This window comes from Dyadobacter sp., assembly GCF_017744695.1.
In the GTDB taxonomy this organism is placed as follows: domain Bacteria; phylum Bacteroidota; class Bacteroidia; order Cytophagales; family Spirosomataceae; genus Dyadobacter.
The window spans coordinates 150,253-170,764 of record NZ_JAGIAS010000004.1; the positions used below are offsets into that span (position 1 = coordinate 150,253).

A 20,512-nucleotide genomic window follows, 5' to 3' on the forward strand; every position below is an offset into this window, starting at 1 on the left:
TCGATTTATGCACGGGTGGAGAGATTCGAACTCCCATCAACGGTTTTGGAGACCGCTATTCTACCCTTGAACTACACCCGTTTATCGTGCAATTGCCCATTCGGGGCTGCAAAGATACGACTTTTTTATAAAAAACAAGTGCATTCCGAAAGAAATGCACTTGTTTTAATATTGCTATCTTGATTAGTCAAGAATTTCAGTTACCTGACCAGCACCTACGGTACGTCCACCTTCGCGAATCGCGAAACGAAGACCTTTTTCCATAGCGATTTTGTTGATCAGTTTCACTTCGATAGTGATGTTGTCACCTGGCATAACCATTTCAACACCGGCAGGAAGTGTGATTTCACCTGTCACGTCAGTGGTACGGAAGTAGAACTGAGGACGGTATTTGTTAAAGAATGGAGTGTGACGTCCACCTTCTTCTTTCGACAGCACGTAAACTTCACCTTTGAAGTGTTGGTGAGGCTTAACTGAACCTGGCTTACAGATTACCATACCACGACGGATCTCTTCTTTGTCAATACCGCGAAGCAACAAACCTACGTTGTCACCAGCTTCACCGCGGTCGAGGATCTTACGGAACATCTCAACACCTGTTACAGTTGATTTGAGACCTTCTGCACCCATACCGAGGATATCAACAGGATCACCAGAGTTGATCACACCACGCTCGATACGACCAGTTGCAACAGTACCACGACCAGTGATCGAGAATACGTCTTCAACAGGCATCAAGAAAGGAAGATCAGTCATACGTGGAGGAATTGGAATCCAAGTATCAACAGCTTCCATCAGGTCTTCGATAGTTTTAACCCACTTAGGCTCGCCGTTAAGACCACCCAAAGCAGATCCCTGGATTACAGGAATGTTATCGCCATCGAATTCGTAGAAGCTCAGAAGCTCGCGGATTTCCATCTCAACGAGTTCAAGAAGTTCCGGATCATCAACCATGTCCACTTTGTTCATGAACACAACAAGCTGAGGAACACCTACCTGACGAGCAAGAAGGATGTGCTCACGAGTTTGTGGCATAGGACCGTCAGTAGCAGCAACCACGATGATTGCGCCGTCCATCTGAGCAGCACCAGTTACCATGTTCTTCACGTAGTCAGCGTGACCTGGGCAGTCAACGTGCGCATAGTGACGGTTGGCTGTCTGGTATTCTACGTGAGAAGTGTTGATTGTGATACCGCGCTCTTTTTCTTCAGGAGCATTGTCGATTGAAGAAAAGTCGCGTTTCTGTGCAAAACCTTTATCAGCCAACACAGTTGTAATCGCCGCTGTAAGGGTAGTTTTACCGTGGTCAACGTGCCCGATAGTACCAATATTTACGTGGGGTTTCGAGCGGTCAAACGTCTCTTTTGCCATGACTTAAGTACGCTTAAAATTAAAAGTTATTACGAATTTATTATACACTACTAATTGATCCTGCTGGCTTTACTGCAATCAAACACCGCAATCGTCTACCAAACCAGGATCAAAACCAATGCAGGGACACATCCTGCTTTCTGAGCTTTTGAGGGGATTTGAACCCCTGACCTCTTCCTTACCAAGGAAGTGCTCTACCCCTGAGCTACAAAAGCATTGTTACTTCTTTTTTCTCTCATCTTCCCAAGGAAGTGCTCTACCGCATCGGCGGACCGCCCTGAGCTACAAAAGCATTGTTACTAAAAGCATTGTTCTTAGAACCAAAAAGCGATTAGCGAAAGTTATCTATTGAATGTTTTCGCTAATCGCTTCGATGATGCTTCTAATTGAGCGGAAGACGAGGTTCGAACTCGCGACCTATAGCTTGGAAGGCTATCGCTCTACCAGCTGAGCTACTTCCGCATTTGTTTTCGTCTTTACCTCAAGAACTGGCCTTAATTGAAGCATTTTTTCAGACTCAAACTGTGGGGGCGGATGGATTCGAACCACCGAAGACATAAGTCAGCAGATTTACAGTCTGCCCCATTTGGCCACTCTGGTACACCCCCAGACAACATTTCAACACAAGCGTGAAAACCGTTTGTTTCACAATTTGGAGTCGCAAAATTATACCCATTTTTTATATTCTCAAATTCTTTTGAAAAAAAATTAAAAAAAAATGTGGCCTGGAATCAAAAACGTCGATTCCAGGCCACACGGGCACTTTTTTGACTTAAAACAATCTTACCCCAAAACTCAGCATCCGGACCGAAGGCCCCCGGTTGGCTTCGAAAAGATAGTTCAAATCATAGTTCACAAAGAAGTCAGGAAAGTTACGGATACCAATTTCAGCAGCTAAACCGTAGCGCAAATCTTCGATGTAAAAGTTACGCCGGTCGTGGTCCACATCCTTCGTACCGACCTTGCGTACCTTGGTATAACTGCCAATTCGATAACCACCGTAAGCACCCGCGCTGATGTACGATATGAATGAGTGTGAAAAACTCAGCGTAGGCATAATGGACAGGTTGACATAGGGCACCACGAGCTTCGACTTTCTCACTTCCACCGGCTTACCCTGGTCATCGACAACTTGCCTGAACTCGACGCCGTCGTCGGTTTTGGCAATCGTATTATCGCCATCGTACATCATATTGTACCACGAAAAGTCGATGCCGAAGTCCAGATGAAGCCGGGCATCTTTTCCTTTGATCACATTGGCGCTGGCCACATAACCGAGGCTCACAAAACGCGATCCGAATGGTTTCAGGTCATAGTCCGATTTATTGAAGCCATTGGTAGCCTCATTGGTACCATAAGTATTCAATCCCAATGCGACATTGAAACCCTTACGCGGGCTCGACCCGCCCCATGATTTTCCGTGAAACCGCTTACCGATGCGCCGGTAGGTCGAATCCGACCCGACGACGGCATCACCTTCCTTCACTTCCACGCCCGAGCCATCGATAGAAACCTTCGTGTCCCCATCCTTGATATGAATACCGCGGAGTCCAATTCTTACATAATCCTTATCGGCAGGCTGATCCGGGTTTTTCAAATACTTATTTCCGTTGAATTCCTCCCGCAGAAACGTCGTATCGGCCTGGGTACTGTCCAATCTTACTTTCAGATCTTTCAGTAATGCATTCAAATCATACTTCATGATCTTTTCCAGCTCCTGGCGGTTTTCGCCGTAAATGATTAGCCTCGTCTTATCACCGAATGTGACGATAATCGAATCCTTATCCCGGCCGCCGGGCCATTCAAACTGATCATTGGATTTCAATGAACCAGCGCGCGCGCCAATGGCAACCAGCAGTACCAGCATTGCCATTGCATATATTTTACTTTTCATGGCACAAGAGATTACAGTTTTGTCTTGTTTTTAGGGTGATCTTTTTCTGTACTTCTGTCTTCCTTGTTACGCAGGCGATCGTCCACACGTGCTACAAGGTTTTTTGGATTAAATCCCACTTCATCCCAATCGACTTTCTCGCCTGCCCTCGCATTTTTGAGCTGGCGGAAAACCCTTGCAAACCGGGTATTACGTGGTTTCTCTTCCGCTTCACTAGGACCGGTCTCCACGGCAACGACAATCGTTCTTGTCGGCTCGGGCTCCGGCTTGTTTACCCGACTAACAGCTGGCTCATCGGGCAAAGTCTTAATACCCTGTGCAACAGGGATATTTGTAGATTCCGGCTGTATGGCATTCACCGGTATCTCCGGCTTTTCTGTAATTGCCACTGCCGGCGCATTCTGTATAAGTTCGGGGGTAGCGACAGGTGTCTCGATTACCTGTTTCGGAGCCTGACGCACCTCGGCTACATGGACGACTGGTTTAAGATTCCCTTGATTACTAGTAACCACTCCATTACTTTTCCCCTCCGCTGCCGCTAATTGTTCCACCGGTGCTTTTGAATTTTCAACCGGAGCAGTCATGGAATCTTTTTGAATCGGCTTGGCAGCTGCAATAGTTTGTTGCGGTTTAATACTTTCCGGCGAATTAACCTGCTGATTCTTCCAAACCAGGTAACCTCCCATCACCGCCGCAGCCACACCGGCGGCGGCATACCAACCCCACACAGCCGGGCGACGTTTTACCGGCTGCTTTTCCTGAATTTTCAGCCACGCATTTTCCGAAGGTGTTCTTTGCGCTCCTTCGAGTTTGCGTTTGAAAAGATCATCAACAGGATGCTTTTTCATAGTCTTTTTTTTTTTATAATCATTCTGCCATTCCGCGACCATTTTCTGCAACAATGCCCGGGCGCGGTGCAACTGTGATTTCGACGTACTTTCGGTAATGCCCAGCATTTGGGCTATTTCAATGTGTGCGTAGCCTTCGATGGCGTAGAGGTTAAAAACCGTCCGGTAACCTACCGGCAGCGCTTCGATCAATGCCATTAGCTCTTCGGTTTCCAGGTTTTGGTCAGCGTGGGTGTAATCGGGAATGTTGTTAGCCTCATCCGAAAGGTTATCCTCCAGAATCCGCTTTTGTTTCCTCAGATAGCCCAGCGATTCGTTCACCATGATCCGCCTGATCCACCCTTCGAAACTTCCTTCGCTATTGAATTGATCTATTTTTTCAAATACCCTTAAAAAACCCTCTACCATCACATCCTCGGCCGCCATTTCATCGCATACATAGCGGAAGCACAAAGCCAGCATCCGATGGCTGTACTTGTCGTAAAGCTGTCGCTGCGCCTTCGGATCTTCCTTCCTGAGAGCTTTGACGAGCTGTGCTTCCTGGCTAAATAGTGCTAAAATTCGACCCATTCTAATTGGTGGTTTCGACAGCAAGATGCGCATTCCTCTGCGTGAGGTTGCATGTGCCGGAAAAGTTTTTTGATATTATTTTTAGCTTTGATGCGAATATCACTCATTGATCACCAAAAGGACTTTTCTTCAATGCTCGACTCCTCTGCGCCCATCGGAATTTTTGACAGCGGAATCGGCGGTATGACCGTCGCCAGTGCTGTAACCCGGTTGCTTCCCCAGGAAAACACCATTTATTTCGGCGACACGGCGCATTTGCCTTACGGCGATAAATCCACAGCTGCCATTCAGGCGTATTCGATCAAAATCTGCAATATGCTCTTGCAGCAAAACTGCAAGCTGATCCTCATCGCCTGTAACTCCGCGTCCGCGGCCGCCTACGAGCTCGTACGCGAGTATGTAGGAAGCAAAGCGAAAGTCCTGAATGTGATCGATCCGGTGGTGGATTATGTGAAAGAGCATTATGAAGGGAAAACCATCGGCCTGATCGGTACCAAGCAGACCGTCCTCTCCAATGTATATAAAAAAAAGGTGGACGCGCTCGACAGGAATATTCACCTGAAATCACTGGCTACCCCATTACTTGCCCCGATGATCGAGGAAGGTTTTTTTGATAATAATATCAGTGAAAGCGTAATTGCCAATTACCTCTCCGATCCATCTCTGAATGGCATTGAGGCATTAATCCTCGGTTGCACGCACTATCCGTTAATCAAAACACAGATCCGAAAATTCTATGGCGATACCGTGGAGACGCTCGACACCTCCGAAATCGTCGCGCGTTCTCTGAAAGCCTGGCTCGAACAACATTACCTCATCAATGAGAAAGGCGAAGGCAAGCGGCAATTCTATGTGTCGGATTACACGTTGTCATTTGAGCAATCCACCAACATATTCTTCGGCCGGCAAATCCAGCTCGAACATTACCCGCTCTGGGAATAAGACATTAATAGACCAACTTCACCGGACCAAGCAAGCCTGAGGGCATGGGCTGCCAGCGTGTCGCGTCAAATTTTTTATAGGTAATGTCGACTATGTTGATATCGTAAAATTTCTTCCAGTCGGGCTGCTGCTGGTCACGGAGGCGCATGTAGTTGGCCGAAAGGTTGGTTACCTCGATTTCTAGAACATTGCCTTTTGATTTTAATGCCTCACCTGCGTACAATTGAAAGGGAATATGCCAAACGGTTCCAAGATCCTTCCCATTCAGTTTGACACTCGCCACTTCACGAACATCGCCCAGACTAATTCCAGCTCCTTCATATTGCTTTAATGGGCCTTTCAAATCGAAAACGATCCGATAGCGAGCCTTTCCCGAAAAGTATTCGGCAGAATCGGGTAATGTCGTCCAGGATTTGAGAGCCGTAAGTTTTGCGGGAGCTGGCAATGAAGGTTTACCGGTAATAAATGTGACCTCCCAATTTCCTTTAATTTCCAATTCTTTCACTACACCATCCACCATTGGGATATCGGAACCGTCGGCAGCGCCTTCCAGGAAACAGGATTCTCCCGGGGGAAGGTCTAAATATACCTCATCGTGGCCGCCCACCGTCCGGATTTGCATCAGTGACTCTCCCCGAAGCGGCGTATTCCGCGACATCATTTCGCCCTTCCCGATTCGCACCCAACCGCCTTTGAACGTATTCCCAAGGTTTGACACAAAATACAAAGGCAGGCCATTTTCACTCTTCTTCCTGATAAATGTGAGCCCTTTCTCCGCCAATTGCTCTTTCACCACGTCGTTTGCCGCCAAATCTGCATTCAAATCTGTGGAAACTTTTACATTGCCAAGTTTTGAAATGCCTGCCAGCTTTTGCGTAAACGCGTTCTGCCGGGCCTCGTGATCCGCATTACCTGTTACAATTTTGGGCAATTGCTTATCAAAAATGATTTTAGCGCCCGCGTTTGCAAGCCGCAGAAGTTCTGCCAAGGTTTCATCCGGGAAATAGGTTGTCGAAGGGATCACCAAAGTCTTGTAGCTAGCATTCCCGGAACTTAGCAACCCGTTTGTATCGACCGTAAATTTCTTCAACTGCAAATCCGACACAAAATCGAATGCATATCCTTCCTTCCAAAGCCTTTCTGATAGCTTTCCAAAGGGCAGATCCAACAACCAGCGATCGACGTGGTGTACTTCCAGCAAATGTACGCCGCCACCCGATTTGGCTTTCGTAGCCCACAAATCATGGATCGGGAAATAGACCAGCACATCGTTGTCCGGCTTACTATCCTGCAATAGCGCCTGGCACCATTCGACATATCGGTTCAGGAGTGGAAAGTGTTCGGAGAAATGGGAGGTTTTGCCAAAATTGGTAGAAGCGTAAAACAGCCAGCCGGGAAAGCTTTCCTTTTCGGGGGAATAGGTAGTGCCGTGATAAAAAATGTGGTTGATCCCCGCTGTAAAAAGCTCGTCGATCTGCGGTTTGATTTGAGATAACGAAACCTTGAAATGATTGGCAAGCCAGGTACCGGTCTCTGAACTTACCAATTTCTTGCCCGACAAATTTGCAGCCGACGAAGCGAACTTCATCGCCAGCGGATTCGGCGTACCGAATTGGTCGATCGAATAATCGGGATCGACGCGCAGGCCTGGGATATTGAAACGGCTGGTACCAAATGATTCCGTTTCGGGAATGTCGGCCGCCTCGTAAAGATCCAGGAGGTTACCCGGCGAACCGTGCGCCTGGTAGCGCGTCACAAATCCGTGCGCACGGCTCCACTCGGTCCAGGGTTTGGCATAGCGTTCGAAAAGCAGTTCGGCAAGCGTCTGGTGATAATCTATTTTGACTAATGTGGCCTCCGGGGTTCCGGTCGAGTCATTCAATAATGACAGCTTGGCCAGCAGGTCATATTTCCGGCGTGATTGAAACTGTTTTGCAAAATCGTCCGTCCAATTAGCGCCATAGGCTTCATAGGAATCATTATACATCGCCCTTGGCTTCGCGGAAGTCTTGCTGAATACCGAATCAAACCGCGAAAGATATTGCTGCATTCCATTTGCACTGAACGGATCCAGCACCAACCCTTCCCCGCCAGGAGCGGCACGCTTCACTTTCTGGCCAGTTGGTTTTACCACCGGTTTCCCATCCACGACAGTCATACTTTGTGCCGCAATTGCCGCCGTCACATTCGGACCACCGAACGGCCAGCCGGTCCCTGTGGTCATGTCCACGCCCAATCCGAGACGTTTCCCTTCCCGCACGGTATATTCCATGACATCGAGCCATTGAGCTCCCAGGAAAGAGAGCGCCGCTTTTTCATACCCTTTCGCCCCGTAAATTGGAATAATATGTACGCCACCGAGCCCCGATTTGCTGAAATATTCCAGCTGGGCGGTGATATCCGCTTTGGTGACCGCGCTGCCCATCCACCACCAGTAAGTCCAGGGTTTGGAGGTCGAAAGCTTTTGTGCATTGCTATGGGCAAACAGTGCGAATATCAGAAGGACAGCGAGTAGAATCCGGCGCATGATTTGGACAGTGTTTTTCTTTAAAGACGCACGCAGCATTATCTACGCCACTACAAGGGAATATTTTGTCAAACCCCAAAACATCAAAAAGGCAGGACCGCATTGGCCCTGCCTTTGAATATCTTGCTTTGTAAATCAGTTCTCGTACGCCGACCGCACGCGCGCCGCTACGAACTGGCGCTCGGCTTGCGCCCGTTTCGAGTTGCGGTACCAAAGGTAACCGATCACTGCTACGAGGATGTAGGGAATCACAAACAGGAACATGATACCGGTGTTCAAACCTACACCTACATTATTCCGTCCGTTCCCCATGGAGCTTTCCACCGACCCGCGACACATCGCGCATTGTGCAAATGCACCCGCGCTATTCATGACGAACATGATTACCAATCCGGATATTGCCAAAAACTTTTTCATACGTAATAAGGACTAATCATCAAGTAAACGATCACACCCGTAACACTCACATAAAGCCAGATCGGCATTGCCCATTTCACGGCCTTCCGGTGTTCGGCAATCTGGTTGGTATATCCAAAATACACTGCCCGCAATACAAACCAAACGACTCCGATTGATAACACAATATGCGAAATCAACAAAAAGTAGTAAACAGGCCGGATAAGTCCGGTGCCACCGAACGGCGTAGCCTCGTTTGAAATGTGGTAAAGTACATAGCAAACCAGGAAAAACGCTCCGAGCACGAATGCGCCGGTCATTGTTTTCCTGTGCGCAGATATGTTCTTTTGTTTGATAAAATAAAAGCCCATGATCAGCAGCAAGGAAGTCAGGGTATTGATCGCACCAATAATATGGGGTAATACCTTCGTCCAGGCGCCCAGGTCGATCTTCTGCCGGATTCCCAGCAACAATGCAACCACCACAGGAATGGCGACTGCCAGAATGTTAATAATACGTTCGTATTTCGGTTTTCTTTCGATTGTTAATGTAGCCATACCCACTTATTTCTCATTCTTCTTTTCATAATCGAGGATTTTGAGCTCGGCCATCAGCCGGTCAGTCTCTTCCCCATCTCCGGCTTTATAAAAGCCTCTCACGTATTTTTTACGATCTATCAGGACAATTTGTCCCGCCCGACCATTCAAAGCGTCGCTCCCCTTGACAGCATCCGTCAATTCTCTCGAAAAACAGTTTGCGATCGTCACACTATCCGTCTTTACCGATTGCCATTCTCCATGTCTCACAGTGTCCACCGCAATCGACAATACCTGTAACTCCGGAATCATTGATTTCAATGTTGCAATGCGGCCCATCTCATCAATGGCTATATCGCAGGGTTCTCCGCATTTCGAAGGCATCCGGTGCACGACCGTCAATCGTCCATCCAGGTTTACACCTCCAAAAACGCCGCAATCCGCTGAAACCTGATGAAATACCGTATCGCCGTTTTGGACGATAATCGAGCCGTTGCCATCCTTCGACGCCACGAAATAAGGCAGATCGTAATGGTTCGTCCCGAACAGTTTCAGTAAAGCAAAAATCAAAGCCGGTATTACTAATGTGACAATCAGTAATCCGGCTTTGGGAAATTTCTTCATTCTATTCTATTATCCGAAAATCGCCTCGAAAATCGCATTTCCTTCGAGCATAAGTGCCAGGATCAACCAGGCGACGAATATGACCGGTACAAGGATAGACCATATCAGCGTTTTTGTTTCATGTTTCAAGTGCATGAATTCCCCAACGATGTAGAATGCTTTCACGATCGTCATCACGATGAAGATCGTAATCTTCAAAATGCCGTGAGGGACTGTAAATGCGATCAAGAACTCGAGTGAGGTGATGATCAGAAGAATCCAAAAGGTTTTCCAGATCGCTTTACGCTGCTCTGCTCCTGCCTCGGGATCCTGGTTATGTACGTGGTGATGATGTACTTCCGCCATTTTACTTCAATTTTAAATATTGTCCTATAATTTAAACCAGGTAGAAGAATGTAAATACAAACACCCAAACCAGATCCACAAAGTGCCAGTAAAGACCTACTTTTTCCACCATTTCGTAGCTTCCTCTCTTGTCGTAGAAACCTGTTGCAGCGCGGAAGAAGATCAGAATGTTCAGGATCACACCTGAGAATACGTGGGTTCCGTGGAAACCGGTGATGAAAAAGAAGAAGTCAGCGAAAGCCGGAGGGCCGTACTGGTTTTCCGTCAGGTTAGCACCAAAAATTGTTTTCTCAACCCAGGTACCATTTTCGATCACTTTCATGACAGTACCTGCATCGGTTCCGTGGATGAAGTGGCTCCATTCCCAAGCCTGGCAACCAAGGAAGGTAAAACCGCCGAGGATTGTCCAAAGCATATATTTTTCAACATTCGCGCGGTCCATGCGGTGACCGGCTTCCACAGCGAGTACCATTGTAACGGAGCTCGCGATGAGAATGAATGTCATGATACCAACGAATACCAGCGGCAGCGAAACACCGTGCAGGAATGGTACGGCTTCGTAAACCCTCTCAGGTACCGGCCAGTACATGTTGGAGAATGTAAAATCTTCGTGCTTTCCGGTGAATGCGGGGAAACTAAACCGGGCTGTACCATATGCCACCAGCAAGGCAGAGAAAGTAAAGGTATCCGAGATGAGGAAGAACCACATCATCAGTTTACCGTAACTTGCTTTCATAGGCTCAATACCCCCCAACCACATTTTGGGTTCTACCGCGCCGGGTGTTGTTACATGTGCCGCCATTGATAAAAAAATTATTAATTAAAGGTCAATAAAAAAACAAAAAGGTATAACCAGAGTATGTCCAAAAAGTGCCAGTAAGTAGCACTGATCTGAATTCTTCTCAGATTTTTGGAATGCACATTCAGCTTAAATGCCGAAAACAGCGCGAATACCAAAACAATCAGGCCGGTAATGATGTGGAATCCGTGCAGTCCTGTAAACACGTAAAAGAACGAGCCGGACGGGTTTCCCACAAAATATACATTCATCGCCACCAGCTCTTTCCAGCCCTGAAATTGCATATAAAGGAAGATCAGGCCGAGTACAAAAGTAATAGAAATTGCTATTTTCAATTGTTGGAACTGATCTTTTTTTGCCGAAAAGTAGGCCCATTGCATGGCTACACTGCTCATTAACAACACCACGGTGCTGTACCAGAAAATCTGCGGCATCTCGAATTCAAGCCAGTTGCCTTCGGCCCTACGCACCAGGTATGCACTGCTCTGAGACGCAAAAAGCATGATGATCGTCACAAGGAACAACCAAAGAATAAACTTCTTCGGGTCCATCGCCAACGTCTCCTGCGGCTCTCTTTCCAATTTATATTGCTGAACGTTTTCCATTTTCACTCGATTCTATTTCACAATTTATCCAACAAAAAAGCAATCTGTACGATAGGCAGGTAAATGAACGATCCGAACATCAGCTGCTTCGCGGTCTTGTCGGTGCACGTACGCATAAGATGGAACGTCTGTGCGAGGAACAATACTCCGAAAACGGTCGCGATGAATGCGGAATTGATGCCTGTCATTCCCAGTTCGTACGGCAACCAGCCGATCGGAAGCAGGAACAGGGTATAGATCATGATCTGCAAAGTCGTATCAGAGTCTTTCAAACCATTGGCGGGCAACAATTTGAAACCCGCTCTTTTGTAATCTTCATCCAATACCCATGCAATAGCCCAGAAATGCGGGAATTGCCAGAAAAACTGGATCGCAAACAGGATACCAGGTTCCAGACCAAAATGGTTGGTAGCTGCTACCCAGCCGATCATCGGAGGAAATGCGCCGGGGAATGCTCCCACGAATACCGCAATCGGACCGACGCGCTTTAACGGGGTGTAAACAAACCCGTAAAGCACAAGCGACAGCAGGGAAATAAGCCCCGTTGTCAGGTTAAAAACCATTACAAATATCGCCAGCGACGCTACACCTAGGATCACAGCCCATAATGCAGCTTGTTCCACGGTAATTCTTCCGCTTGGCAACGGCCGTGAAGCCGTTCTTTTCATCATTTTATCCAGGTCCTTTTCCAGGATCTGGTTGATAATGTTCGCTGCACCGGTAATACCGATTGAAGCCAACACGAAAAGCACCATATCGCCAGCTTTCACGTCGCGCGAACCCAGGCAATATCCCATAGCTCCGGAGAACGCGATCAACGACGCTAACCGGAATTTGAGTAATTCAAATAAAACCCCTAATCTCTCTCTGATCTTCCCAACCCCGCTTACACTTTCCTCTACTGAAATCATTATTACAGAAATTGAAAATTCTAAAACAGGCTACCAGCCGTCGCGGCCACGCCTTTGTACTTCAAATACTTCTTTCCATTCACAACCAGCCAAACGATAAACTGAAGGCCGATCAGAAGAATCGCGAATGTGAGGTGAATAGGCTGAGCAAATGCCGGAACTCCGAAATATGCCATGATTACGCCCGTTGCAATCTCCGCGATCAGGATCCAGAGGCAAGCTATTGCAATTTTGCCCGCTGCGGTTCCCTTGTTTCCGGTTTTCAAAACCTTGTTGATCCAGATTGCATTCACAACAAAGACCAGAATTGAAAATGACCGGTGTATATAAAAGTTGGCTCCAAGTTCATCGATCCATTCCGACCGCGCCCCGTAACCGAGCTTCATAATCACTACATCCATTGCTTCACGAACTTGCGTTCCGAGGAGGATCTGGAACAACGACAGCGCCATTACCAAGATCCCTATTCCACTGAGTACTTTCTCACTGCCTTCACGTAATGTGAGCACCTTCTCGACATAGCCGGCCCAAGTAAACACATAGAGCACGATAAAAATGATCACGATGGCGAGCAGCATGTGTACTGTGACAATCAACGGGTGCAACTCGAAAGAAACTACTTTCGCACCGAGCCACCCCTGGAAGCCAGTCAGCAAAAAAGCCGCAAGGCTCAAAAAGAATATCGGCTTGTTTCCGGATTTCAGGAAAGGTATGGAGGCAAGCAGCATCAGAAAAATAACGATGCCCGTAATCGCTCCTACAAGCCTGTTTACGTACTCAGTCCAGGTTTTCGTCGCATTAAACTCGACTTCTCCTTTCAGCTTCGCACCGTAAATCTCCTTGTAATTGGGAGGAAGTTGTGATGCTTCGGTTGGAGGGACCCATCTGCCGAAGCATTTAGGCCAGTCGGGACAGCCCATTCCTGAGCCTGTACTTCTCACGACGCCACCTGCTATCACTACCAGGTACAGCGAAATGAGTGTATTTAAAGCAAATCGCCGGAACCGGCGATTCGCTTTAAGATCAATGATGTGTTTTGAACTGGTCATTGAAGTTTTGGGACTCAATCACCTTTTCCGTTGCGATCAACTCATTCTCATGAGGGAAGTTCGATTCAGGTGTTTGAGAATACGGGATGTTCTGAGGGATGAAGTCCTCTTTGGCACCCGGTTTGCTGTAATCATATGACCACCGATATACCGCAGGAATTTCGCCTTCCCAGTTTCCGTGACCCGGAATGATAGGTGCAGTCCATTCGAGCGTGTTTGAACGCCATGGATTTTGCGGGGCTTTTCTTCCTTTGAAAATGCTGTAAAAGAAGTTCCAGAGGAATATGAACTGTGCAAGGAACGTGAATATCGCCGCGATGGAGATAAACATGTTCATATCCATGAACTTATGTGTAAAGTCGTAGCTGGTGAACTGATAGTAACGACGAGGGAAGCCCGCGATACCCACGTAGTGCATTGGGATAAACACCAGGTAAATTCCGATGAAAGTCAACCAGAAGTGCGCCTGCCCCAGTGAGGTATTCATCATGCGGCCGAACATCTTAGGGAACCAGTGGTAAACCCCTGCGAAAAGACCGAACGCTGACGCCGCACCCATTACCAGGTGGAAGTGAGCTACTACGAAGTATGTATCGTGCAACTGAATATCCAATGCACTGTTACCCAGGATAATACCGGTCAAACCACCTGATACGAACAGGGAAACCAGACCGATAGAGAACAACATACCAGGGGTAAACACGATGTTACCTTTCCAGAGTGTTGTGATGTAGTTAAAGCCTTTCACCGCAGAAGGTACCGCGATAATCAGCGTCAGGAACATGAAGACCGATCCGAGGAATGGGTTCATACCTGTTACGAACATGTGGTGCGCCCATACGATAAATGCGAGGAATGCAATACCGAGCATGGAAGCGATCATCGCACGGTAACCGAAGATCGGCTTGCGTGAGTTCGTCGCGATTACTTCGGATGTGATACCCAAAGCTGGCAAGAGTACGATGTATACCTCAGGGTGACCGAGGAACCAGAACAAGTGCTGGAACAAGATCGGGCTACCACCCACGTTTGGCAGCGCTTCACCATTAATATAAATGTCAGAAAGATAGAAGCTGGTGCCGAAGTGACGGTCGAAGATCAGCAGCAATACAGACGAAAGCAATACAGGGAAAGAGATCAAACCCAGTACGGCAGTGATCAGGAATGACCAGATCGTCAGAGGCAGACGGTCGAAAGACATACCTCTTGTACGCAGGTTGATAACCGTAGTAATGTAGTTGATACCACCCAACAGCTGCGACACGATAAAGAATGCCATACTAGCCAACCATAATGTCATACCCATGCCTGAGCCCGGGTGCGCCTGTGGCAATGCGCTCAATGGAGGGTAAATTACCCAACCGCCGGCAGCAGGCCCTTGTTGCAGGAACAGAGAAGCGAACATGATCACGCTGGCCAGGAAGAAGAACCAGTAAGAAAGCATGTTCATAAAGCCCGACGCCATATCGCGTGCTCCCACTTGAAGAGGGATCAGGAAGTTACTGAAAGTACCGCTCAAACCGGCCGTCAATACAAAGAATACCATGATGGTACCGTGCATTGTAACCAGAGCCAGGTAGAAGTTCGGGTCAAGCTTACCTGCATCGCTGATCCAGCCACCGAGGATTGGCTTCAACCAGGACAGGTTAGAATCGGGCAAACCGAGCTGGATACGGAAAATCACCGACATGGTAATCCCGACAACAGCCCACAAGATACCCGTGATCAGATACTGCTTGGCAATTACCTTGTGATCTTCACAAAATATATATTTCTGCCAAAAGCTTTGTGCTTCGTGGTGGTGGGCATGCTCATCTGCGTGGTGGTGAGCTGTTTCCAATCCTTCAATAGCTGACATATACTTTATTGTATTTTAATTAATAGAATTATCGTAGACTAGAACTTGCTCCGGCACCGCCAGCTGATGTTGCTGAGCTGTCGGCCGCAGGCGTTGCCGCTTCGGCAGGCACATATTTCATCGCCTTCGCTTTCAGGTTCTCAGGAACTTTCGCAAGATACTCTGGGTAAGTCGACAGGAACGTAGCCTGTTCGGAAACCCATTTTTTGTATGTAGCCTCGTCGTCTACGATCAATCTCATTTTCATTGAAAAGTGACCTTGTCCACATACCTCCGTACAAGCAATCTCGTAGTCAAATTTCGGGTTACCGGTTTCGGCGCGCATGTCTGCGGTCGTTTTGTCCGGTACGAACCAGAATTTGGTTGGCATACCTGGCACCGCATCCATTTTCACACGCATGTGAGGAATGAACACGCTGTGCAACACGTCGCGGGCACGGATTTTCAACAGTACCGGACGGCCTACCGGAATGTGCATTTCAGAAGGGTTGGTAAAGTCGTCGAAAGAGTTTTCATCCGATAAGTCGATACCTACTTCGTTTTGTGCGTCAATCAGTTTATAATTGTAATCACCCAGCTTGTTATTATCAACGCCGCCGTAACGTGCGATCCAGTTGAACTGCTTACCGGTGATCTCGATCACTTCAGCGTCGCGTGGGGCCTCCGCAGTAATATCCGACCATGCTTTCCAGCCTGTGAATACCAGCAATGCCATTACGATGGCGGGGATGATAGTCCAAACCAATTCAAGCTTATGGTTTTCAGGATAGAATGTCGCTCTGTGCCCTTTCTTGTGTTGATATTTCCAGGCGAAGAAAAACACCAGGAAGTTCACGATGATGAAAGGAATGGTAAGGATTCCCATTGAGAACCAGAACAGGTCGTCGGTTCTTCTACCGTGTATCGAAGACGCTTCGGGAAGGAAGAATTCACGTGCATGCAGGTATGACCAGGTAATGGAAACAGCGCCTCCAATCAGGATCACGATAAACATGGCACCATTGAATTTATTACCAGAAGTTTCAACCTCCTCTGAATCGGTTTTGTTGATACTCTTCAAAACACCCTGCAGCCTGGATATCACAACCCCGGTGAGGACAATAAATACAAGAGCAACTAATGCGATAATAATATACATGATGATTTACTGGTTTTGCAATTAGGCGATATCGTGATGCAGTGATTCCTCCAACATCGGGTGATTTCTCGGGATCAGATTTGCCTTGGTCAACTGGTTTGCGATTGAATATGCAAAGGCACAAAGGAAGATCAGGAAGAAGCCCCACTCCAATGGTCCAAGCTCAGCGCTGGCACCTACCGTTCCCGGCATAACGTTCGTGTAGAAATCGAACCAGTGTCCGACGATCACACTCCAGCAAGCCACTTTCAGGATCGAATGTGTGAACTTCGCGTCGCGGGTCATCAATACCAGGAACGGAAAGAAGAAGTTCAGGAACAATGTAATAAAGAAAGGCGCTTTGAAGAATCCACCGTGTCCGCGGAAACGCTCGATGAAATAGATCGTTTCTTCCGGAAGGTTAGCATAGTAGATCAAAAGGAATTGTGCGAACCACACATATGTCCAGAAAATACTGAATGCAAATACAAACTTGCCAAGGTCGCGAAGGTGGCTTGAGTTAACAGCTCTCAGGTAACCTCTTTCTCGCAATGTTACGATCGTCAGGGTGATTACCGCCAGACCAGCCACGTGCCAGCTTGCGAGCGTATACCAACCGAACATGGTGCTGAACCAGTGCGTATCGATTGACATCACGAAATCCCATGCAGATGTAGAAGATGTTACACCGAATACCACCAGGAACGCTGTTCCCAAACGGATCGATTTTTCGTAGAACTCAGTTCCGCCGATTTCATCTTCCTGCAAGGATAGTGTACGGATCTTTCTCCACATCAGGTACCATACTGCAAAATACACAACCAGACGCCCCAGGAAGAAAGGTGTATTCAAATAGCCGTGTTTGCCGGCGATGATTTTGTCGTATTCAGGACCACCTACTTCGTAAAGGCCTTCGTGCGTCCAGTGGAACAAGTCATGACCACCCAAAAGGAACGTAATGATCATCACTGCACCTGTTACAGGAAGGAATGCCGGTAATGCCTCAGGTACTCTTTTGAATACCGCCGACCAGCCAGCTTGTGCCAGGTAGTTATAAGAAAGGAAGAACATCCCTACAACGGACATTCCGGTAAAATATACACCATTTACCCAAAGGTTAGCCCAAATGCGCGCCACCCAGCTCTTCGCATGGTGACCGCCTTCTGCCGCAGCGCCGTGAGCGTCTGCGCCATGTGCCGCAGCTGCTGCTCCGTGCTCAGCCGCCGCATGGCCTGCTGCCGCTGCATGTTCTGCTCCGTGCGCAGCCACTTCATGACCACCACCGCCATTGGCTGCGAGGTATGCTCCTAATAGTACAAGAGCCAGTCCTACACCGCCACCAATGAGCAAACTTCTCTTAGCTCCCGATGTAAATTCAAACCGTTCTTCAATAGAAGGAATCGAATGTCCTGATGCCATTATTTAAAATATTTCTCTGTTTTCAAAATTGTACTTAAGCCCCTTTCTGCAATTTCTGTACGTAGTGTACGATCTTCCAGCGTTCCTCAGGGTTGATCTGGGATCCGTGAGGCCACATGCGTGCTTTCCCGTGTGTGATCACGTGGAAAATATGTCCTTCATTCAGGTTTTTATAAGCATCGCTCGCATAGTTGGGAACACCTTTATACATTGCTCCCACTTTTCCGTCACCGGCACCGGAAGCGCCGTGGCAATGCTGGCAATATCTGTCATAAAGTACTTTTCCCTCCGCCAGTGTTTTCTCGTTCAGAGGAACCGGGTTTTTAAGTACTCTTTCCGAAATCTCGATGCTATCGGCCGGAATGTTGTAAACCATCAGGTCAACAACTGCCGAATCCGAAGATCCGAAGCTTGTGTGGTAGTTACGTCTCGCAACAGTACCAGCCACCGGCAAACGCATCGTCAATCCCTGCGGGTTGATCGGGTTGGCCTTTTCCTGCTTGTATGGTTCATAACCTACGGGCAGGTACATGTTTGGTGCATATTCCTTCCCTGGATTGTTGGGATCCTTTTTGCAACCAGCAGCGGCAGTAAGCAATACGGCAGCAACCAATAGAGATCTATATAAACTTTTCAATTTCATTGCTTTAAACGCCATTAGAATTGCTTAATGTTGACTTCTTCCGCGCCGCTGTCTTTCAACGCTCTCGCTATCTCTTCTTCGCTCATTGAGTTTCTGCTCATCTCGATCGCCATCACAAACTTGTTGTCTGTGGCTCGTACGTCGAATCTTGGATGGAAATGCGTACCAGGTCCGAGCCCATTCGAAATGAAGAAGGTGATCACCATACCGAATGCAGTGAAAAGCACTGTTCCTTCGAATGTGATGGGGATATAGTTAGGAATCGAGATCGGATCTTTACCACCAATGATCATCGGCCAATCAAATCCCATTGTCCAGATCATCAGCGTCAGCACGCAGCAGCATCCTGTCACGCCAAACATAAAGGCAGCAATACCAATACGCGTTCTTGGGTGACCTAGTGCTTCGTCCAACCCGTGGATAGGGAATGGAGAGTATACTTCTTTGATTTTCACACCGGCTTTTCTCAGTTTAGGAACCGCGTGAAGAACAGTATCGTCATCGTCGTAAACTCCGACCAAATATTTACCAGATAATTCTGCCATACTATTACTTAATTATAATCTCTATAATTCGCTTTTTCGCAATGCTTTTATTCCTGATCCTTATTGTAAACCGGCTCAGCAGTTCCACGCTGTCTTACTTTCGCAACTCCGGCGATTTTAGCTGGCAACTGTGCAGAAGTCGAACGCAATACCGCTTTTACTTCCGCCATGTTTACTACCGGCAGGTATTTCGAGAACAGGAGGAACAATGTGAAGAACAAACCGAAGGAGAAAATGTAATCCCCGATATCGTATCTCGTTGGCGAGAACATCGACCAGCTTGAAGGAACGTAGTCACGGTGCAGGGAGGTTACGATAATTACGAAACGCTCGAACCACATACCGATGTTTACAACCACAGAGATGAAGAATGTAAACGTGATGTTGCGACGCAGTTTTCTTGACCAGAAAAGCTGCGGAGAGATTACGTTACAGGTCATCATCGCCCAGTATGCCCACCAGTAAGGACCGGTCATACGGTTGAAGAATGCGTAGTATTCGTATTCAACACCACCGTACCATGCGATGAAGAACTCAGTGATATAGGCCACACCCACGACAGAACCTGTCAGCGTAATAACCTTATTCATTGTTTCGATGTGCTCCAATGTAATGTAGTCTTCCAATTTGTAAACTACACGTGTGATCAGCATCAGGTTTTGTACCATCGCGAATCCGGAGAAGATCGCACCCGCAACGAAGTACGGAGGGAAGATCGTTGTATGCCATCCCGGAATTACCGAGGTAGCAAAGTCCATACTTACAATGGTGTGTACCGAAAGTACGAGTGGCGTAGAAAGACCCGCAAGGATCAATGAAATGTATTCGTAACGTGCCCAGGTCTTAGCTGAACCGTCCCAGCCCATGGCAAATGTTCCGTACATGAATTTCGAAACTTTGCTGGTAGCGCGGTCGCGGATCGTAGCGAGGTCAGGGATCAGACCGATGTACCAGAAAACCAACGATACGGAGAAATAAGTACTGATCGCAAATACGTCCCAAACGAGTGGTGAGTTGAAGTTAACCCAAAGTGAACCGAACGCGTTTGGCAATGGAAGAGCCCAGTAAGCCATCCAGGGACGACCCATGTGCATCAAAATAAATGAAGCAGCACAAATAACGGCGAAGATCGTCATCGCTTCCGCTGCGCGGTTGATGGAAGTTCTCCATTTCTGACGGAAGAGCAAGAGGATCGCGGAGATCAGCGTTCCCGCGTGACCGATACCTACCCACCATACGAAGTTGGTGATGTCCCAGGCCCAACCTACTGTTTTATTCAAACCCCAAACTCCGAGGCCTTCCCACCAGGTCCAGGCAAGACATGCGGATCCATACGCCAGAACGATAAGCGAAAGTCCGAAAGCGATCTTCCATTCTTTCGTTGGAGTTGCCTCCACGTGACGACATATGTCTTCCGTTACGTCCGCGTACGTTTTCCCACCTTGGATCAGCGGTTCTCTTACAGGTGAAGTAACATGCATACTACTATTTATTTATAATGATTGGATCGTCA

19 protein-coding genes, 4 tRNA genes and 1 pseudogene are annotated in these 20,512 nt (G+C 47.7%); 1 reads left to right on the top strand and 23 read right to left on the bottom strand.

Going from position 1 to position 20,512, the window contains the following annotated elements; all coding sequences use genetic code 11:
- Positions 1 to 10: 10 nt before the first annotated feature.
- The 8 genes and pseudogenes from J7619_RS16655 to J7619_RS32280 all read right to left on the bottom strand — a co-directional run bounded on the left by J7619_RS16655 (position 11) and on the right by J7619_RS32280 (position 4,683).
- Positions 11 to 81, bottom strand: a tRNA-Trp gene (locus J7619_RS16655).
- 102 nt (positions 82 to 183) lie between these two features.
- Positions 184 to 1,371, bottom strand: a complete 1,188-nt coding sequence (gene tuf / locus J7619_RS16660) for an elongation factor Tu (protein ID WP_291200727.1) — start codon at positions 1,369 to 1,371, stop codon at positions 184 to 186.
- A 143-nt stretch (positions 1,372 to 1,514) separates the two neighbouring features.
- Positions 1,515 to 1,586 (bottom strand) — tRNA-Thr (locus tag J7619_RS16665).
- A 174-nt stretch (positions 1,587 to 1,760) separates the two neighbouring features.
- Positions 1,761 to 1,833 (bottom strand) — tRNA-Gly (locus J7619_RS16670).
- Between the two features lie 63 nt (positions 1,834 to 1,896).
- Positions 1,897 to 1,979, bottom strand: a tRNA-Tyr gene (locus tag J7619_RS16675).
- 164 nt (positions 1,980 to 2,143) lie between these two features.
- Positions 2,144 to 3,265, bottom strand: a complete 1,122-nt coding sequence (locus J7619_RS16680; protein WP_291200730.1) for a hypothetical protein — start codon at positions 3,263 to 3,265, stop codon at positions 2,144 to 2,146.
- Between the two features lie 11 nt (positions 3,266 to 3,276).
- Positions 3,277 to 4,113, bottom strand: coding sequence for a hypothetical protein (locus J7619_RS32275; protein ID WP_291200733.1), 837 nt, complete (start codon positions 4,111 to 4,113; stop codon positions 3,277 to 3,279).
- Positions 4,094 to 4,683, bottom strand: a pseudogene (locus J7619_RS32280) (RNA polymerase sigma factor). The gene J7619_RS32275 and the pseudogene J7619_RS32280 overlap by 20 nt, the downstream one beginning before the upstream one ends.
- Before the next feature lie 132 nt (positions 4,684 to 4,815).
- Between J7619_RS32280 and murI the strand changes: the two are divergent.
- Positions 4,816 to 5,625 (top strand): glutamate racemase, encoded by an 810-nt coding sequence (gene murI / locus J7619_RS16695; RefSeq protein ID WP_106595596.1) that lies wholly within the window; start codon positions 4,816 to 4,818, stop codon positions 5,623 to 5,625.
- A 4-nt stretch (positions 5,626 to 5,629) separates the two neighbouring features.
- On the opposite strand, the gene J7619_RS16700 is transcribed toward murI, so the two are convergent.
- The 15 genes from J7619_RS16700 to nrfD form a co-directional block, all read right to left on the bottom strand.
- Complete coding sequence (locus J7619_RS16700) at positions 5,630 to 8,152, bottom strand: glycosyl hydrolase (protein WP_291200736.1); 2,523 nt, start codon at positions 8,150 to 8,152, stop codon at positions 5,630 to 5,632.
- A 135-nt stretch (positions 8,153 to 8,287) separates the two neighbouring features.
- Positions 8,288 to 8,569, bottom strand: a complete 282-nt coding sequence (locus tag J7619_RS16705) for a hypothetical protein (RefSeq protein WP_291200740.1) — start codon at positions 8,567 to 8,569, stop codon at positions 8,288 to 8,290.
- Entirely contained in the window at positions 8,566 to 9,105 is a 540-nt protein-coding gene (locus J7619_RS16710) for a DUF420 domain-containing protein (protein WP_291200743.1), read from the bottom strand. The genes J7619_RS16705 and J7619_RS16710 overlap by 4 nt, the downstream gene beginning before the upstream one ends.
- Before the next feature lie 6 nt (positions 9,106 to 9,111).
- Entirely contained in the window at positions 9,112 to 9,708 is a 597-nt protein-coding gene (locus J7619_RS16715) for a hypothetical protein (protein WP_291200746.1), read from the bottom strand.
- A gap of 9 nt (positions 9,709 to 9,717) precedes the next feature.
- The gene (locus J7619_RS16720; RefSeq protein WP_291200749.1) at positions 9,718 to 10,053 is read right to left on the bottom strand and encodes a cytochrome C oxidase subunit IV family protein; all 336 of its coding nucleotides are present in this window, start codon (positions 10,051 to 10,053) and stop codon (positions 9,718 to 9,720) included.
- A 31-nt stretch (positions 10,054 to 10,084) separates the two neighbouring features.
- Positions 10,085 to 10,855, bottom strand: a complete 771-nt coding sequence (locus J7619_RS16725) for a cytochrome c oxidase subunit 3 (RefSeq protein ID WP_106595602.1) — start codon at positions 10,853 to 10,855, stop codon at positions 10,085 to 10,087.
- Between the two features lie 14 nt (positions 10,856 to 10,869).
- Entirely contained in the window at positions 10,870 to 11,457 is a 588-nt protein-coding gene (locus tag J7619_RS16730; protein WP_291200752.1) for a cytochrome c oxidase subunit 3, read from the bottom strand.
- A 17-nt stretch (positions 11,458 to 11,474) separates the two neighbouring features.
- On the bottom strand, positions 11,475 to 12,368 hold the full coding sequence (gene cyoE / locus J7619_RS16735; RefSeq protein WP_291200755.1) for a heme o synthase: 894 nt from the start codon (positions 12,366 to 12,368) through the stop codon (positions 11,475 to 11,477).
- A 20-nt stretch (positions 12,369 to 12,388) separates the two neighbouring features.
- Positions 12,389 to 13,417, bottom strand: a complete 1,029-nt coding sequence (locus J7619_RS16740; protein WP_291200759.1) for a heme A synthase — start codon at positions 13,415 to 13,417, stop codon at positions 12,389 to 12,391.
- Positions 13,392 to 15,275, bottom strand: coding sequence for a cbb3-type cytochrome c oxidase subunit I (locus J7619_RS16745; protein WP_291200762.1), 1,884 nt, complete (start codon positions 15,273 to 15,275; stop codon positions 13,392 to 13,394). The genes J7619_RS16740 and J7619_RS16745 overlap by 26 nt, the downstream gene beginning before the upstream one ends.
- Before the next feature lie 28 nt (positions 15,276 to 15,303).
- Complete coding sequence (locus J7619_RS16750) at positions 15,304 to 16,413, bottom strand: cytochrome c oxidase subunit II (protein ID WP_291200765.1); 1,110 nt, start codon at positions 16,411 to 16,413, stop codon at positions 15,304 to 15,306.
- Positions 16,414 to 16,434: 21 nt separating this feature from the next.
- Entirely contained in the window at positions 16,435 to 17,811 is a 1,377-nt protein-coding gene (locus J7619_RS16755) for a quinol:cytochrome C oxidoreductase (protein WP_291200768.1), read from the bottom strand.
- Between the two features lie 34 nt (positions 17,812 to 17,845).
- A complete protein-coding gene (locus tag J7619_RS16760; protein ID WP_106595608.1) occupies positions 17,846 to 18,469 on the bottom strand; it encodes a cytochrome c in 624 nt (207 codons plus the stop codon).
- Positions 18,469 to 18,999, bottom strand: a complete 531-nt coding sequence (locus tag J7619_RS16765) for a DUF3341 domain-containing protein (RefSeq protein ID WP_106595609.1) — start codon at positions 18,997 to 18,999, stop codon at positions 18,469 to 18,471. The genes J7619_RS16760 and J7619_RS16765 overlap by 1 nt, the downstream gene beginning before the upstream one ends.
- A 47-nt stretch (positions 19,000 to 19,046) precedes the next feature.
- On the bottom strand, positions 19,047 to 20,480 hold the full coding sequence (gene nrfD, locus J7619_RS16770; protein WP_223400689.1) for an NrfD/PsrC family molybdoenzyme membrane anchor subunit: 1,434 nt from the start codon (positions 20,478 to 20,480) through the stop codon (positions 19,047 to 19,049).
- Between the last annotated feature and the right edge of the window lie 32 nt (positions 20,481 to 20,512).